This window comes from Stenotrophomonas sp. SMYL86 (assembly GCF_036320025.1).
GTDB lineage: Bacteria > Pseudomonadota > Gammaproteobacteria > Xanthomonadales > Xanthomonadaceae > Stenotrophomonas > Stenotrophomonas maltophilia_A.
Map to the genome: position 1 here is coordinate 62,299 of NZ_JAWIRU010000006.1, position 14,235 is coordinate 76,533.

General features: G+C 66.8%; 10 protein-coding genes. 5 read left to right on the forward strand and 5 right to left on the reverse strand.

Annotated elements, in window-relative coordinates:
• Positions 1 to 50: 50 nt before the first annotated feature.
• The 3 genes from V3B64_RS08760 to V3B64_RS08770 all read right to left on the reverse strand — a co-directional run bounded on the left by V3B64_RS08760 (position 51) and on the right by V3B64_RS08770 (position 5,804).
• A complete protein-coding gene (locus V3B64_RS08760) occupies positions 51 to 1,331 on the reverse strand; it encodes a DUF819 family protein (RefSeq protein ID WP_329913959.1) in 1,281 nt (426 codons plus the stop codon).
• A gap of 141 nt (positions 1,332 to 1,472) precedes the next feature.
• On the reverse strand, positions 1,473 to 3,551 hold the full coding sequence (locus V3B64_RS08765) for a S9 family peptidase (protein ID WP_121503927.1): 2,079 nt from the start codon (positions 3,549 to 3,551) through the stop codon (positions 1,473 to 1,475).
• Between the two features lie 288 nt (positions 3,552 to 3,839).
• Positions 3,840 to 5,804, reverse strand: a complete 1,965-nt coding sequence (locus V3B64_RS08770; protein WP_032127608.1) for an oligopeptide transporter, OPT family — start codon at positions 5,802 to 5,804, stop codon at positions 3,840 to 3,842.
• A gap of 308 nt (positions 5,805 to 6,112) precedes the next feature.
• Here V3B64_RS08770 and V3B64_RS08775 point away from each other — a divergent pair, with 308 nt between their 5' ends.
• From V3B64_RS08775 to V3B64_RS08785, 3 genes are all read left to right on the forward strand, one after another.
• The gene (locus V3B64_RS08775; RefSeq protein ID WP_329913960.1) at positions 6,113 to 6,628 is read left to right on the forward strand and encodes a hypothetical protein; all 516 of its coding nucleotides are present in this window, start codon (positions 6,113 to 6,115) and stop codon (positions 6,626 to 6,628) included.
• Positions 6,629 to 6,684: 56 nt separating this feature from the next.
• Positions 6,685 to 7,830 carry a heparan-alpha-glucosaminide N-acetyltransferase domain-containing protein gene (locus V3B64_RS08780; protein WP_329913961.1) on the forward strand — a complete coding sequence of 382 codons (1,146 nt, stop codon included), beginning with the start codon at positions 6,685 to 6,687 and terminating at the stop codon, positions 7,828 to 7,830.
• A gap of 79 nt (positions 7,831 to 7,909) precedes the next feature.
• Positions 7,910 to 9,664, forward strand: coding sequence for an oligopeptide:H+ symporter (locus V3B64_RS08785; protein WP_329913962.1), 1,755 nt, complete (start codon positions 7,910 to 7,912; stop codon positions 9,662 to 9,664).
• A gap of 58 nt (positions 9,665 to 9,722) precedes the next feature.
• Here V3B64_RS08785 and V3B64_RS08790 read toward each other — a convergent pair whose 3' ends face one another.
• Positions 9,723 to 11,705, reverse strand: coding sequence for a S9 family peptidase (locus tag V3B64_RS08790; RefSeq protein WP_197655882.1), 1,983 nt, complete (start codon positions 11,703 to 11,705; stop codon positions 9,723 to 9,725).
• A 167-nt stretch (positions 11,706 to 11,872) separates the two neighbouring features.
• The gene (locus V3B64_RS08795; RefSeq protein WP_005408523.1) at positions 11,873 to 12,508 is read right to left on the reverse strand and encodes a LysE family transporter; all 636 of its coding nucleotides are present in this window, start codon (positions 12,506 to 12,508) and stop codon (positions 11,873 to 11,875) included.
• A 138-nt stretch (positions 12,509 to 12,646) separates the two neighbouring features.
• On the opposite strand from V3B64_RS08795, the gene V3B64_RS08800 reads away from it, so the two are divergent.
• Complete coding sequence (locus tag V3B64_RS08800; protein ID WP_010483397.1) at positions 12,647 to 13,552, forward strand: LysR family transcriptional regulator ArgP; 906 nt, start codon at positions 12,647 to 12,649, stop codon at positions 13,550 to 13,552.
• A 183-nt stretch (positions 13,553 to 13,735) separates the two neighbouring features.
• Positions 13,736 to 14,182, forward strand: a complete 447-nt coding sequence (locus V3B64_RS08805; protein WP_121503931.1) for a GNAT family N-acetyltransferase — start codon at positions 13,736 to 13,738, stop codon at positions 14,180 to 14,182.
• The last annotated feature ends 53 nt before the right edge of the window (positions 14,183 to 14,235 follow it).

Below are 14,235 nucleotides of genomic sequence, written 5' to 3' on the forward strand. Positions count from 1 at the left end.
GCATCGGTAGTGCCGGCCGTTGGCCGGCACCCTCATGAACCCGTGCAGCATTACCTGGGTGCCGGCCCCCGGCCGGCGCAACCCCCACCGCCCTGCCCTGCCAGCGCGCGCAGGGTAATGCCGACGATGTAGGCCAGGTAGGTGCCGGTGGCGTAGCCCATCGTGCCCAGCAACACGCCCACCGGCGCCAGGGCCGGATGGAACGCTGCAGCCACCACCGGCGCCGAAGCCGGGCCACCGATGTTCGACTGCGAACCGATCGCGAAATAGAAGAACGGCACCTTCAGCAGCTTGCCCAGGCACCACAGCAGCGCGATGTGCACGGCAATCCAGATCAGGCCGAGCAGGAACAGCCACGGGCGGTCCAGCAGCGCCAGCAGATCCATCTGCATGCCGATGCAGGCAATCAGGAAGTACAGCAGCAGCGAACCCAGCCGCGAGGCGCCCGCACCTTCCAGCGTGCGTGCACGGGTGAAGCTCAGGCTCAGGCCCAGCGTGGTCGACAGCACCACCACCCACACGAACGGCGCATCCAGGCTGAACTGCGAGGCCCAGCTGACATTGGCCTTGAACCATGCTGCCAGCGGCGCACCGATCGCGTGTGACAGACCCACGCCGCCGAAGGCCACTGCCACGATCAGCATCAGGTCGGTGAGGCTGGGAACGCGCTCATGCTCGGCCTGGAAGCGCGCGATGCGCTCCTTCAGCTCATCGATGGCCGACGTGTCGGCACCGCTGCGCGCGTCGATCTTCGCTGCGCGCCCGGCCAGGAAGATCAGCGCGGCCATCCACACGTAACCGACACCGACATCGACCACCGCGAACTGGCCGAACGTGGTGGCGTTGACGTCGAACACTTCGCGCATCGCCAGCATGTTGGCCCCGCCACCGATCCAGCTGCCGGCCAGTGCGGCCATGCCGGCCCAGGTGTCACCGGCCACCGTTTCCGGATGCAGCGCGCGCATCACCAGGAAAGCCACCACCGCACCCAGCATGATGCTGGCGGACGCACCCAGGTACATCAGCACCAGCTTCGGGCCGAGCCGCAGGATGCCCTTGATGTCCACCGCCAGGGTCAGCAGGATCAGCGCTGCCGGCAGCAGGATGTCGCGTGCGATCGGGTTGTAGAGCTTGGTGTTCTGGCCGTCGATCAGGCCGACGGTGTTGTAGATGCCGGGAATCAGGTAGCACAGCAACAGTGCCGGCACGAACGTGTAGAAGCGTTTCCACAGGCCCTGCTCGCGCGAGGCGGTCCAGAACACGGCGCCCAGGGTGGCGGCGATCAAACCGAAGACGACGATGTCGTTCTGGATCAGGGCGGTCGAGGGCATGCAGGCGCTCTGGGTAGAGCCGGCCGCTGGCCGGCTGCTGTTGGAGGCAGATCAGGAAGGTGTGCCGACCAACGGTCGGCACCCACCGGTACAGCAGATGGCGAAACAAAAGCGCCGCCCCGAAGGGCGGCGCTGCAGTCATCAGTTGCCGATGTGCTGCTTCAGCCAGGCATTGACGGTGTCATGCCACAGGATGCTGTTGTTCGGCTTCAGCACCCAGTGGTTTTCATCCGGGAAGTACAGGAACTTCGATTCGATGCCCTGGCGCTGGGCAGCAGTGAACGCGGCCAGGCCCTGCTCGACCGGAATACGGAAGTCCTGCTGGCCGTGGATGACCAGGATCGGCTTCTTCCAGTCCGCCACGTGGTTGACCGGGTTGAACTTCTCGTAGTTCGCCGCCTTCTGGTACGGCGTACCGCCCTGCTCCCACTCGGTGAACCACAGTTCTTCGGTGGCGTAGCCCATCATGCGCTGGTCGAACACGCCGTCATGGTTGACCAGGCACTTGAACGGGCCGTTCCAGTTGCCGGCGATCCAGTTGACCATGAAGCCGCCGTAGCTGGCGCCCAGCGCACAGGCCTTGTCACCGTTGAGGAAGGAATACTTCTTCAGCGCCGCATCCCATCCCTTCTGCAGGTCTTCCAGCGGGCGGTCGCCCCAGTGCTGGCTGATCGCATCGGTGAACGCCTGGCCGTAGCCGGTGGAGCCGTGGAAGTCGATCATCACCACGGCGTAGCCCTGGCCGGCGTAGGTCTGCGGGTTCCAGCGGTAGCTCCAGCCATTGCCGAAGCTGCCCTGCGGGCCGCCGTGGATCAGGAACGCGACCGGGTACGACTTGCCTTCCTGGTAGTTGTGCGGCTTGACCACATAGCCGTGCACGGTGTCGTTGTTCCAGCCCTTGAACTCGAACTGTTCGTAGTCACCGAAGCTGACGTCCTTGAGCACGTCGCCAGCGGCCGGGGTCAGCGCGCGCAGCTCGCCGATGGCTTCGCCGGCGGCCGGCAGCAGGCCGACCAGCACCTGGTCGTTGCTCTTCAGGCTGTTGCGGGTGATCGCCACGCTGGTGCCGGCCACGTCCACCGAGGTCACGCTGCCGTCGCCGATCAGCTTGGTGGCCTTGCCGCTGGCCACGTCGATCTGGAACAGCGGGTGCTCGCCGAGGTCATCGGCGGTGGTGTAGATGCTGGCGCCGTCGGCGGACAGGGTGATGCCGCCAGCCGAGCGATCCCATTGCGGCGCGATCTCACGGCTCTTGCCGCTGGCCAGGTCCATCGCCATCAGGCCGAAACGGTCGGCCTCGAAGCCCGGGCGCTTCATCGCACGGTAGAACAGGGTCTTGCCGTCGGCACTGAACACCGGGCCGGCATCCCAGGCCGGATTGGAGGCGGTCAGATTGACCGGCGCCTGCTTGCCCGCAGCGTCGAAGCGGTACAGGTCGAAGTTGGTCGACCACGGCTCCTGCTTGCCGGCCACGCGGATGCTGGCCACCACGCTGGCGCCATCCGGCGACCACGCGAAATCGTCATTGCCACCGAACGGCTTGGACGGTGCATCGCCGTCGATGGTCGCGCTCAGCGCCGAGGCGCCCTTGACCGCCCCGGCCTTGCCTGCCGGCAGCGGTGCCACGAACAGGGTGTTGCGGCGGCCGTCGTTCCAGGTATCCCAGTGGCGCACGAACAGCGAATCCCACACCTGGCCGCTGGCCTTGGCGTCCTTCTTTTCCTTCAGCTTCTTCTCGGTGCAGGCCAGATCCGAGGCACAGGCCTGGAACACGCCGGCACTGAACAGCACGCGGTCGTCTTGCGGTGACACGTGGTAGCTGTCAACGTCCACCGGGAAGTCGGTCAGCTGGCGCGGGGTGCCGCCGTTGATCGGCTGCGCGTACAGCTGCTGGCTGCCGTTCTTGGCACTGAGGAAATACACGGTCTGGCCATCGGCCGACAGCGACGCGGAATTGACGCTCCAGCCGGCCGGGGTGATCTGCTTCGGAGGGGCCGCGTCACGCGTGCGCAGGTTGCGCGCGAACAGCGCGGTGGAGGCCTTCAGGTTGGCGTCCACGCTGCGCTTGGCGAACACCACAGTGCCACCGTCCGTGGTCAGTACCGGCGCGGAGACGCGGTCCATGGCCACCATGTCGCGGACTTCCAGGCCACGGGCAGCGGCAACGCTGGGCAGGGCAGCCAGCAGGCTCAGTGGCAGCAGGGCATGACGCAGTTTCATCGGGGTCTCCGCAGGACGGCAAAAAACCGATGGTAGGCCCGTGCGGCCGGGGCTGCCAAGGCCATCGGTCATGGCTGCCCGCGGGGTTGGCCCCGCCGCCAGAAAAAGCAAACCGCGCCGTAGCGCGGTTTGCGGTAGTGGGGGGGGGGGGGGGGGCCCCCCGGGGGGGAGACGGGGAAGCCGGGGGGGCGGGCCCCGCGCGGCCCACCCCGCCCGGCCCGGGGCCCGCCCCCCTGTGTTCTCCGGTTCTGGGCGTGATGCCGGCCAGCGGCCGGCACTACCCGTCCCTTACGCCTTGGTGTACTTGCCGGTGCGGTAGATCAGCCAGCCCACCAGGAACAGCACGGCCAGGCCGATCCACTGCGCGCCCGGCAGGTGGAACGGCACGGCCAGCACGTCGGCGCGGCTGCTGACCACGATCGGAATCGCGATGGCGATGCCCATCAGTGCCTCACCGGTGATCAGGCCCGCAGCGAACAGCACACCCGGCTTGTGCACGCGGTCGCGGCCTTCTTCGTCATCGGCGCGCACCTTGTGGAAGCGCTCGACCAGGTGGGCGATCAGGCCGCCGAGGAAGATCGGCACCATCAGCTCCAGCGGCAGGTAGATGCCGATGGCGGCGGCCAGCACCGGCACGCGGAAGCGTGCGTTGCGCGACTTCAGCCAGCTGTCGAAGGCAATGATGGCGGCACCGACCACGGCACCGATGCCGATGAAGGTCCACGGCAGTTCGCCACCGAACAGGCCCTTGGCCACCGAGGCCATCAGGTTTGCCTGCGGCGCAGCCAGCGCGTTCGGGTGCAGTTCGGACTTCACGCCGATGCCGTAGGCGGTTGCCAGCAGGTTCAGCACCGGAGCCATGATCAGCGCGCACGAGAAGGCACCGATGCCCAGCATCAGCTGCTGCTTCCACGGGGTGGCACCTACGATATAGCCGGCCTTGAGGTCCTGCAGGTTGTCACCGCCAACCGCTGCGGCGCAGCACACCACCGCGCCGATCATGATCGCCGCCACCGCGCCCAGCGGCGCACCGCCGGCACCGACCGGCTTGAGGCCATCGGCGCCCAGCAGCACCACCAGCACCGCCGAGGCGAACAGGATGGTGGAGATGGTGATGCCCGACACCGGGTTGTTGGACGAACCGATCAAGCCGGCCAGGTAGGCCGAGACCGACACGAACAGGAAGCCGGCAACGATCATGATGATGGTCATCGGGATCGACACGTGCCACTGGCCGACGATGGCCTGGTACAGCGCCAGCAGCGGCAGCACGAAGACCACCAGGGCCACCAGCATCCACTTCATCGGCAGGTCGCGCTCGGTGTGCGCCAGCACCGGGCCACCACTCTTGCGGGCGGCGGCAAAACCGCTCTTGACGCCGTTGAGCAGCGACTTGCGCAGCGAGATCAGGGTCCAGATGCCGCCAATCAGCATCGCGCCCACACCCAGGTAGCGCATCTTCGCGCCCCAGATGGCGAACGCCGCTTCGGTGGAGGATGCCGTGGCGACCGACGCGGCCAGTGCCGGATCGGTGTTCATGAAGAACGCCTGGTAGATCGGGATGGCGATGTGCCAGGTCAGGATCGAGCCGGACACGACCACGATGCCGACGTTGAGGCCGACGATGTAGCCCACGCCCAGCAGTGCCGGCGACAGGTTGGTACCGATGAAGGCGGTGACCTTGGAACTGCCGACATAGGCCGAGGTGGCCCAGGCATCGGGAATCAGGCGCATGCCGCTTTCCGCGGCCAGCTTGACGAAGGCACCGATGACTGCCGACAGGCCGAGGATCTTCAGGCCCGGGCCCGGGTTCTCACCGGCCTTGAGCACTTCGGCCGCAGCCTTGCCTTCCGGGAACGGGAGCGGGTCTTCAACGATCATCGAGCGCCGCAGCGGCACCGAGAACAGCACGCCCAGCAGGCCACCGAGGCCGGCGATGCCCAGCACCCACCAGTACTTGAAGTCCGGCCAGTAGCCCATGATCACCAGCGCGGGGATGGTGAAGATCACACCGGCGGCGATCGACGAGCCGGCCGAGGCGCCGGTCTGCACGATGTTGTTTTCAAGGATGGAACCGCCACCCAGCAGGCGCAGCACGCCCATGGAAATCACCGCGGCGGGAATGGCGGTGGCGATGGTCAGGCCTGCGAACAGACCGAGGTAGGCGTTTGCGGCCGACAGCACCACCGCCAGCACGATGGCCAGGGCCACTGCGCGGAAGGTGAGCTGCTTGGGCGCAGCGTCGTGGTTCATGGAAGCCCCTGCTGGCAAAAAATCCCTGCCACGCTAGCGTTCAGGGGGCGGCAAGTCCAGTGCGGTTGGTCCCGGCCGACGGGCCTTTTCCAGCTCCGCCCCGCACCTGACCCCTTCGCCCCTTCAGATGCGTCGTGTTTGACCATGATCGGCACAGCGAACAAGCCGCACAGGATTGGGCCTTTCGCCCAGCAACTCCCAGCCCCCGTGCCCTGCGCTGCGTCTGAGCGGATTTCCAGCTCGGCACTGGCTTGAGTGGACACGCAGTATCCCCCACCGTGCGCAGTCACCAGCAAGGAAGCGACTCAATGACAGCACTCCCATTGACCCGGATGAAGCGGGCGCCCGCCATTGCCAAAGCCGCAGCGCTGTGTGCGCTGGTGGGGATCAGTGACGCCAGCGCCTTCAGCGGATTCGGCACCGCCGTTGTCGAGGACAGGGATGGGAAGCCGTGCTTCGGCCTGCCGACCAGGACATTCGAATCGCTCCGCTCGCCTCGTCCGCTGCGGGCGCTGACAGTGCATCGCAACGTCAACGATGAGGCCTGGTCGTTCAGCTATCACCCGAGCCCAGCAGTACTTCTCAGGCCGGGGCAATGCATTGTGTACGGGGAGCTCCCTGTCTCGGCTACGTCGCCCGCCGCTCCGCAGCCGCTGGTTCCTGGAGCGCTGTATGAGGTCTACCTCAACGCTCCCACCAGTGGCCTGATCAGAGGCTACTACGCGAAGTTCTGTCTGAAGACCTTACCCGACGGATCTACCCGCGTGATCCCTGTCCGCTATGACGAACGCAAAGGATGGACCGCAGAGGTCTGCCAGCCCTGAGGAGCTGCAGGCAATAACGTTATGTTATATCCTGTCACGCCACCCTTGGGCTTTGCGTGGCTGCAGCCTCCCCCCGCCTGATCTCCATCGACCAGCTGCGCGGCACCGTGATGCTGCTGATGCTGCTCGACCACGTGCGCGAGACCTTCTTCCTGCAACACCAGGTCAGCGACCCGATGGATGCCGCCTCGGTGTCCCCCGCTCTGTTCGCCTGCCGTCTGCTGGCGCATCTGTGCGCCCCGGTATTCGTGCTGCTCACTGGTCTGTCGGCCTGGCTGTACGGCCAGCGCCAGGCTGACCCGCGCCGCGCCACCGCCGCGTTCCTGCTCAAGCGCGGCCTGTTCCTGGTCGTGCTGGAACTGACCCTGGTGAACTTCGCCTGGACCTTCCAGCTGCCGCCGGAAACGCTGTACCTGCAGGTGATCTGGGCCATCGGGCTGAGCATGATCGCGCTGGCCGGCCTTCTGTGGCTGCCGCGCCCGGCCCTGCTGGTGCTGGCAGTCGCGGTGGTGGCAGGGCACAACCTGTTGGACGGCGTGCGAGTGGAAGGCCACGGTCTGCTGGCGATGCTGTGGAAAGTGCTGCACCAGCGCGACTGGATCGAGACCGGCGCGCTGCGCCTGCGCACTTCCTACCCGGTGCTGCCGTGGATCGGGGTGATCGCGCTGGGCTACCTGATGGGGCCGTGGTTCGCCCGCGACCGCGACCCCGCGCAACGCCAGCGCTGGCTGCTGTGCGCAGGCGTCGGCGCGCTGGCCCTGTTCGCCCTGCTGCGGTTCGCCAACCAGTACGGGGATGCACCGTGGCAGTACCAGACCAGCACGCTGCGCACCTGGATGAGCGTGTTCAACATCACCAAGTACCCGCCGTCGCTGCAGTTCCTGCTGTTGACGCTGGGCGTGGGACTGTTGCTGCTGCGCCTGTACGAATGGCCACCACTGGCGCGCGCGCTGCGCCCGCTGGCCGATGTCGGCGCCGCGCCGATGTTCTTCTACCTGCTGCACCTGTATGTGCTGAAGGGGCTGTACCTGGCCGCGCTGGCGATCTGGGGGCCGACACACGGTGATCTGTACGCACTGGATTCGGTGGCCGGCCTGCTGCTGGTGGCCTGTGCGCTGGCGGTGGTGCTGTACCCGCCGACGCGGGCGTTCGCGCGGTTCAAGGCGCGACGGCGCGATCTGGCGTGGTTGCGGTACCTGTGATCGCCCAGGCCAGTCCGGCAATCCACGCATGGCGTGGATCTACTGAAAGCGGATCGGGCCACAGGCCTATAATTCCGCGATGAATTCCACCGCTATCGCTTCCGACGATTTCCTGGGCCATCCCAAGGGCGTCTACGTCTGCTTCTTCACCGAAATGTGGGAGCGCTTCTCCTTCTATGGCATGAAGGCGCTGCTGCTGCTGTACCTGACCAAGTACCACCTGTTCGGCGACAAGGCCGGCCTGGACCTGCTCGGTGCCTATGGCGGCCTGGTGTACTGCATCCCGGTGTTCGGCGGCATGCTGGCCGACCGCTGGCTGGGCATGCGCCGGGCGGTGCTGTTCGGCGGCATCCTGCTGGTGCTCGGCCACCTCGGCATGGCCTTCGAAGGCCACGCCGCGTATCGGGTGAACGGCGAAGTGGTGCGCGACACCTCGGCACTGGCGGTGACCTACCTGTCGCTGGCGCTGATCATCATGGGCGTCGGCTTCCTCAAGCCGAACATCTCCACCATCGTCGGCAAGCTGTACGCCAAGGACGACCCGCGCCGCGATTCGGGCTTCTCGCTGTTCTACGCCGGCATCAACCTCGGCGCGCTGTTCTCTTCGCTGGTGTGCGGCTTCCTCGGCGAGGCCTATGGCTGGAAGTACGGTTTCGGTGCGGCCGGCATCGGCATGCTGGCCGGCCTGGCGATGTTCCTGTGGGGCCAGAAGTACCTGCAGGGCCACGCCGAGCCGCCACAGCCGGCCGCGCTGAAGCAGAAGGTGCTGGGCCTGCCGCGCGAATGGCTCATCTATCTGTGCGCGATGCTCGGTGTATTGCCGGTGGCTTGGCTGATGTGGGCGGCCGGCAACGGCGCGTTCGCGCTGGGCGGTGAAATCAGCCTGGCACTGATGCTGATGCTGGTGGTGCTGGGCGGCGTGCTGGTCTGGTTCGCCTGGTTCACCGGCAGCAAGTGCACGCCGGTGCAGCGCCAGCAGATGGTCGCGCTGATGGTGTTGATCTTCATGGCACTGGTGTTCTTCACCCTGTACGAGCAGTCCTACGGCTCGTGGGTGACCTTCACCGACCGCCTGCTGACCAAGGACATCGTGCCCTCGCTGGTGATCACCGGCGGTACCCCGCTGCCGTGGTCGATCATCTCGCTGCTGCTGGCACCGCTGGGCTTCGTGGTCAGCGCGCGGCTGTCCGAGCGCCGTCCGGGCTCATCTGCACCGCGAACGTTCTTCGCCGCCATCGTCGTGCTGATGCTGGTGCTGCTGGTGCGCGACTGCCTGGTGATTCCGCAGACCGCCGGCTCGCTGACCTACCTCGGCGGCCTGTTCCTGGTGCTGCTGGCGCCGGCCTTCGCCGCACTGTGGACGTGGATGGACCGCCGCGGCTGGGAACCGGGCAAGCCGGTCAAATCGGCCTGGGGGCTGGTGATCGGCGCGCTGTCGTTCGTGCCGCTGGCATTGGCCGCACAGCAGGTCGGCGCCACCGGCGAGATGGCCAGCGTGTGGTGGCTGGTGCTGGCCTACCTCCTGCTGGCCAGCGGTGAGATGTGCCTGTCGCCGGTCGGCCTGTCGGCGGTGACCCAGCTGGCCGTGCCGCGGGTGATGAGCCTGATGATGGGCACCTGGTTCCTGGCCACCGCGTTCTCGGAAACGCTGGCGGCGCTGTTCGGCAAGCTGGCCGCGATCGAAGTGCCCGAAGGCGAATCGCTGGACATGGTGGCAGCGGCCGGTGCCTATGCGCACCTGTTCTGGCTGCTGATGTGGATCGGCCTGGGCTGTGCGCTGGCCGCTTTCATCGCCGCGCCGCTGCTGAAGAAGATGATGCACGGGGTCAAGTAAGCCCGATGCAGGCGAACTCCGGGGGCGGCGGATCGATCATCCGCCGCCCCCGGCTTGTTCAGGGCGCGCTGCTCTTCTCTGCAGGCGCGGCCTGCCCGGCCACCTGGCCCCCCAGGCTGCGCGAGAGGAAGGCCAGCAACCTGCTGTAGTACGCACGTTGGTTGGCAGGGGAATAGAAACCATGCCCTTCATTCTTGACGTACAGGGTTTCCACCGGCGTGCCGGCCTTCTTCAACGCAGCTTCCATGCGTTCGCTGTGCACGATCGGCGCACGTTGATCCTGGCCACCCGCGGCCAGGAATACCGGCACCCGCACCTGCGCGGCCAGATTCACCGGGGAACGCTCTGCAAGATCCTTGGGCGATCCCAGCCAGTTCCGCAGGTAGGCCAGGCCTGACTCGTCGCTCTGGATGTCTCCGCGGGCGTACATCAACGGCAGGTCGTAGATGCCGACGTAGCCGGCCGCGCACTGGTACAGGCCCGGTTCGCGCACCGCCCCCATCATCGCCGCATAGGCACCGTAACTGGCCCCATAGATGCAGATGCGGTTCTTGTCGGCCACGCCCTGTTCGATCGCCCAGCGCGTGGCATCGGTGACGTCATCCTGCATCGACAGCCCCCATTGCTTTCGCGCGGCCTGCATGTGGGCCCGGCCATAGCCGGAAGAGCCGCGGAAATTCACCTGCAGTACCGCGTAACCTGCCGCCGCCAGCATCTGTGTCTCGGTGTCATAGGCGCCCTGGTCGGCAACACCGATCGGACCTCCGTGCGGCACCACCACCATCGGCAGCGCACGGGCCTCGCGGCCATGCGGGACGGTAAGGAAGCCATGCAGCGGACGCCCATCACGCGCCGTCAGGCTGATCGGACGCACCTCCGCCGCCAGCGCGGGGTCGATCCAGTCGCTGCGGCTGATCAGGTGCCGTGCACTCTTGCCAACCGTGTCATAGAGATAGAAATCGCCCGGATTGCTGCCTGACCAGGTTTCCACCAGCACCGTCTTGCCATCGCGCGTGCTGGAGGTGATGTAGACCGCTCCGCCCAGGCCGGCTTCGAGGCTGCGGTACAGGCGAGCGTCGTCCGAGGCGTCATCGAAGAATGCCGTTCGCGGCGCACTGCCAAGGAACAGGGCCCCGACCGGCACGCGGCTGCCGGGGCGCCGGATGATGCGCGCCGGGTCGGCACTCCCATCGCGCAGCACGGTGCGTCGTTCATTGCTCTGGGGGTCCCAGCTGACAATGGCATCAGGTCCATCTGCCTGCTCGACCTGCAGGTACGCCAGGCGACCATCGGCCGAGAAGCCGAGCGGCGCCTCGATGCGCTTGCTCAGGGATTCATCATTGAGCAGGACCCAGTCGCTGTTGCTGCCCGTGCGGTAGTAGAGCTTCTGCGTGCCATCGGTAACGACAGCGCGTGCGAAACGCACCTCGCCCTGCTCATCGGTCGTGAAGTCCGCATCGGGAATGGGAGCGCGCGCCACGGCGTTGCGGCGACCGGTGATCACGTCCATGCGCTCGACCTGCGCATGCGAACTGCCGACCAGCGGGATCACCGTCACCAGCGCGTTGCGGTCATCGTCCTTGAGCTCATCACTGAGGTAGGCGGCCACCAGGCCTGCCGGCTTGACCTTGATGTTGGTGCCCAGGCTCTGGTCGGCAACCCGGTACCCCACCAGCAGCTCGCCGCCCTTGCCGTTGGCATTGATACCGAACAGTTCACCGGTCGGCGTCGGCCGGTCCAGCACGCCCAACTTCTGTGCCATGCCCACCAGCAGCCGCTCGTTGCTGACCCAGTCGAAGGTGTGGGCGTGATCGTTGCGGGGCGGGCGGAAGCTGCCGACCATCTTCATGTCGGCAATGCGGTAGATCGCCAATGCGGTTCCCGCCTCCAGCGGAACCGTCGCGGCGATGTACTCGCCCCCTGGTGAAATCTTGATGTCGGTAAACGACTCCTGCCGCAGATAGCGATCCAGGTCCAGCGTTGCGGCCGATGCCCCACCCACAACCGCGCCCAACAGTACAGCCAGCACAATCCTGCGCATCCTTCCCCCATGGAAAACCGGACACCCTGTCCGGATGCACGATTCTAGGCACGTGACCGTTTGCCGCGCCACATCGGCAGAAAAAACGACGGCACCGTTGCCGGTGCCGTCGTTACCACTACCTTGGAGAGAGAGTCAGGACGTGGGTTCGGGGGGCGTGCGCCGGGTCAGTGGACCCCGCGCACCGCCAACGTAAGGGCCAGGATGCTGAGGATCACGGCGATGGTGCCGTCGAGCACGCGCCAGGTACTGGGCTTGGTGAACAGCGGCGCCAGCAGGCGTGCGCCCAGGCCCTGCGCGGTCAGCCACAGGCAGCTGGCAGTCACCACACCGGCGGCGAAGGCCATGCGGGCGTTGCCGAAGTTCTCGGCGATCGAGCCGATCACCATCATGTCCAGCCAGAAGTGCGGGTTGATCAGCGAGAAGCCGACCGCGGCCATCAGCACCGCGCGGCGGCTGCCGTCGTCGCTGTCAGCCTCGCCCATGCCGCCGCCACCGGCAATCGCACGGCGTGCCGACTTCATGGCGTACCAGGCCAGGAACGCCACGCCCGTCCACAGCACGGCGGTGGTCAGCCACGGCAGCGCCGAAGTGAGCGTGCGCAGGCCAGCCACGCTGGCAAAGATGAAGATCGCATCGATGGCCGCACAGGTGGCAACCACCGGCACGATGTGCTTGCGCAGGATGCCCTGGCGCAGAATGAAGGCGCTCTGGGCCCCGACCACGGCGAACAGGCCGATGCCGGTAGCTGCACCAGAGAACCAGGCACCGAGGCCGGTGCTGGCGGAGATGACCGAGAACATGGGATTCACTGCCTTTGCTTGCTTGGGGGGACGGTGCCTCGCGAAGGCGGACAGCACCGGAACGGGCGCCATTGTCGCGCCGCAACATGAAAAAGACGAGCTAAACTTCCTAAACCAACATTAGCGGAACTTAATTCGATGCGTATCGACCATGCCCAGCTGCGCGCCCTCGCCGCAGTGATCCGCGAAGGCAGCTTCGACCGCGCCGCGCAGTCGCTGAATGTCACGCCCTCGGCCATCTCGCAGCGGGTCAAGGCACTGGAGGATCGGGTCGGTCGCCTGTTGGTCAAGCGCGGCACCCCGGCCACCGCCACCGCCGAGGGCCAGGTGCTGGTGCAGCTGGCCGAGCAGACCGCCCTGCTCGAGCACGATGCCCTGCACCGGATGGGCCTGGCCGACGAGGACCTGCCGCAGGCCAGCATTCCGGTGGCGGTGAACCACGACAGCCTGGAAACCTGGTTCCCGCAGGCCGCCTCGCAGTTCGCACAGAGCACGGGCACCACCCTGGACCTGCGCGTGGAGGACCAGGACCACACCGTCGAACTGCTGCGCCAGGGCACCGTGCTGGGCGCGGTGACCACACTGGACGAGCCGGTGCAGGGCTGCCAGATCCACGCGCTGGGCAGCATCCGCTACGCCGCCACCTGTACCCCCGAATTCCGCGAACGCCATTTTGCCAAGGGCGTGACCGCGCAGGCGCTGGCGCAGGCGCCGGTGCTGGTGTTCAACCGCAAGGACGAAATGCAATCGCGCTTTGCCCGGCGCATGGCCGGCGACGACCTGCCCAGCACCGCACCGACCTGGTGGATTCCCTCCACCCGCGCCTTTGTGCAGGCCAACCTGGGCGGCATGGGCTGGACCATGAACCCGCTGCCGCTGGTCAAGCGGCACCTGGACGCCGGCCGCCTGGTCTACGTACGCCAGCGCGCGTGGGAAGACGTGCCGCTGTACTGGCAGCACTGGAAGGGTGACGTGCAGACCATGGCCCTGCTGACCCGCGCCGTGCTGGACGCCTCATCAGCGCTGGTGCGGCGCAAGCGCTGAGGCAGCCCTGCAAAAAAGGGGACGGAGGGGATTAAGTCGTTTAAGGCCCATACGACATTCTGGGCAAAGACGACTTAATCCCCTCCGTCCCCTTTTTGCTCCATCCAATCTCCACGAAGTCTCCACACCGGGTCCATGCGTGATGCGGATACTGGTCGGCCGATCACTGCAAGGATGCCCTGCATGCCTGTATTCGTCCGCGATGCGCGCCCCGAAGATGCCGCCGCCTGCATCGACCTGCGCGGGCGCACCCGCGAGAACGCCTTCAGTGCCGCGCAGTTGGCGGAGCTGGGCATCACGCCGGAAAGCTGGGCGGCCGGCATCGCCCAGGGCGATTCGATCGGCCGCGTCGCCTGGGAAGGGGAGCGCATGGCCGGTTACTGCTTCGCCGACCGCGACAGCGGCGAAGTGCTGGTGCTGGCCCTGCTGCCGGACTACGAAGGCCGTGGCGTCGGTCGGCAGCTGCTGCAGGAAGTGGTCAGCCTGACCCGCGATGCGGGCCATACCCGGCTGTTCCTGGCGTGCTCGGCCGACCCGCGTTCGCGCTCGCATGGCTTCTACCGGCGCCTGGGCTGGCGCCCGACCGGGGAGATCGATGAGGCCGGTGACGAGATTCTGGAGCTGGTCTGATTGAAGGCGTCGCCAGGCATGGCCTGGCGCTACTGGGGCTACGATCGCCAGGC

Bases quoted from the DNA above. Each gene is read 5' to 3' on its own strand.
- V3B64_RS08775 (WP_329913960.1), top strand. From the start codon at position 6,113: ATGACAGCACTCCCATTGACCCGGATGAAGCGGGCGCCCGCCATTGCC.
- V3B64_RS08790 (WP_197655882.1), bottom strand. From the start codon at position 11,705: ATGCGCAGGATTGTGCTGGCTGTACTGTTGGGCGCGGTTGTGGGTGGG.
- V3B64_RS08795 (WP_005408523.1), bottom strand. From the start codon at position 12,508: ATGTTCTCGGTCATCTCCGCCAGCACCGGCCTCGGTGCCTGGTTCTCT.
- V3B64_RS08805 (WP_121503931.1), top strand. From the start codon at position 13,736: ATGCCTGTATTCGTCCGCGATGCGCGCCCCGAAGATGCCGCCGCCTGC.
- V3B64_RS08800 (WP_010483397.1), top strand. From the start codon at position 12,647: ATGCGTATCGACCATGCCCAGCTGCGCGCCCTCGCCGCAGTGATCCGC.
- V3B64_RS08760 (WP_329913959.1), bottom strand. From the start codon at position 1,331: ATGCCCTCGACCGCCCTGATCCAGAACGACATCGTCGTCTTCGGTTTG.
- V3B64_RS08770 (WP_032127608.1), bottom strand. From the start codon at position 5,804: ATGAACCACGACGCTGCGCCCAAGCAGCTCACCTTCCGCGCAGTGGCC.
- V3B64_RS08765 (WP_121503927.1), bottom strand. From the start codon at position 3,551: ATGAAACTGCGTCATGCCCTGCTGCCACTGAGCCTGCTGGCTGCCCTG.
- V3B64_RS08785 (WP_329913962.1), top strand. From the start codon at position 7,910: ATGAATTCCACCGCTATCGCTTCCGACGATTTCCTGGGCCATCCCAAG.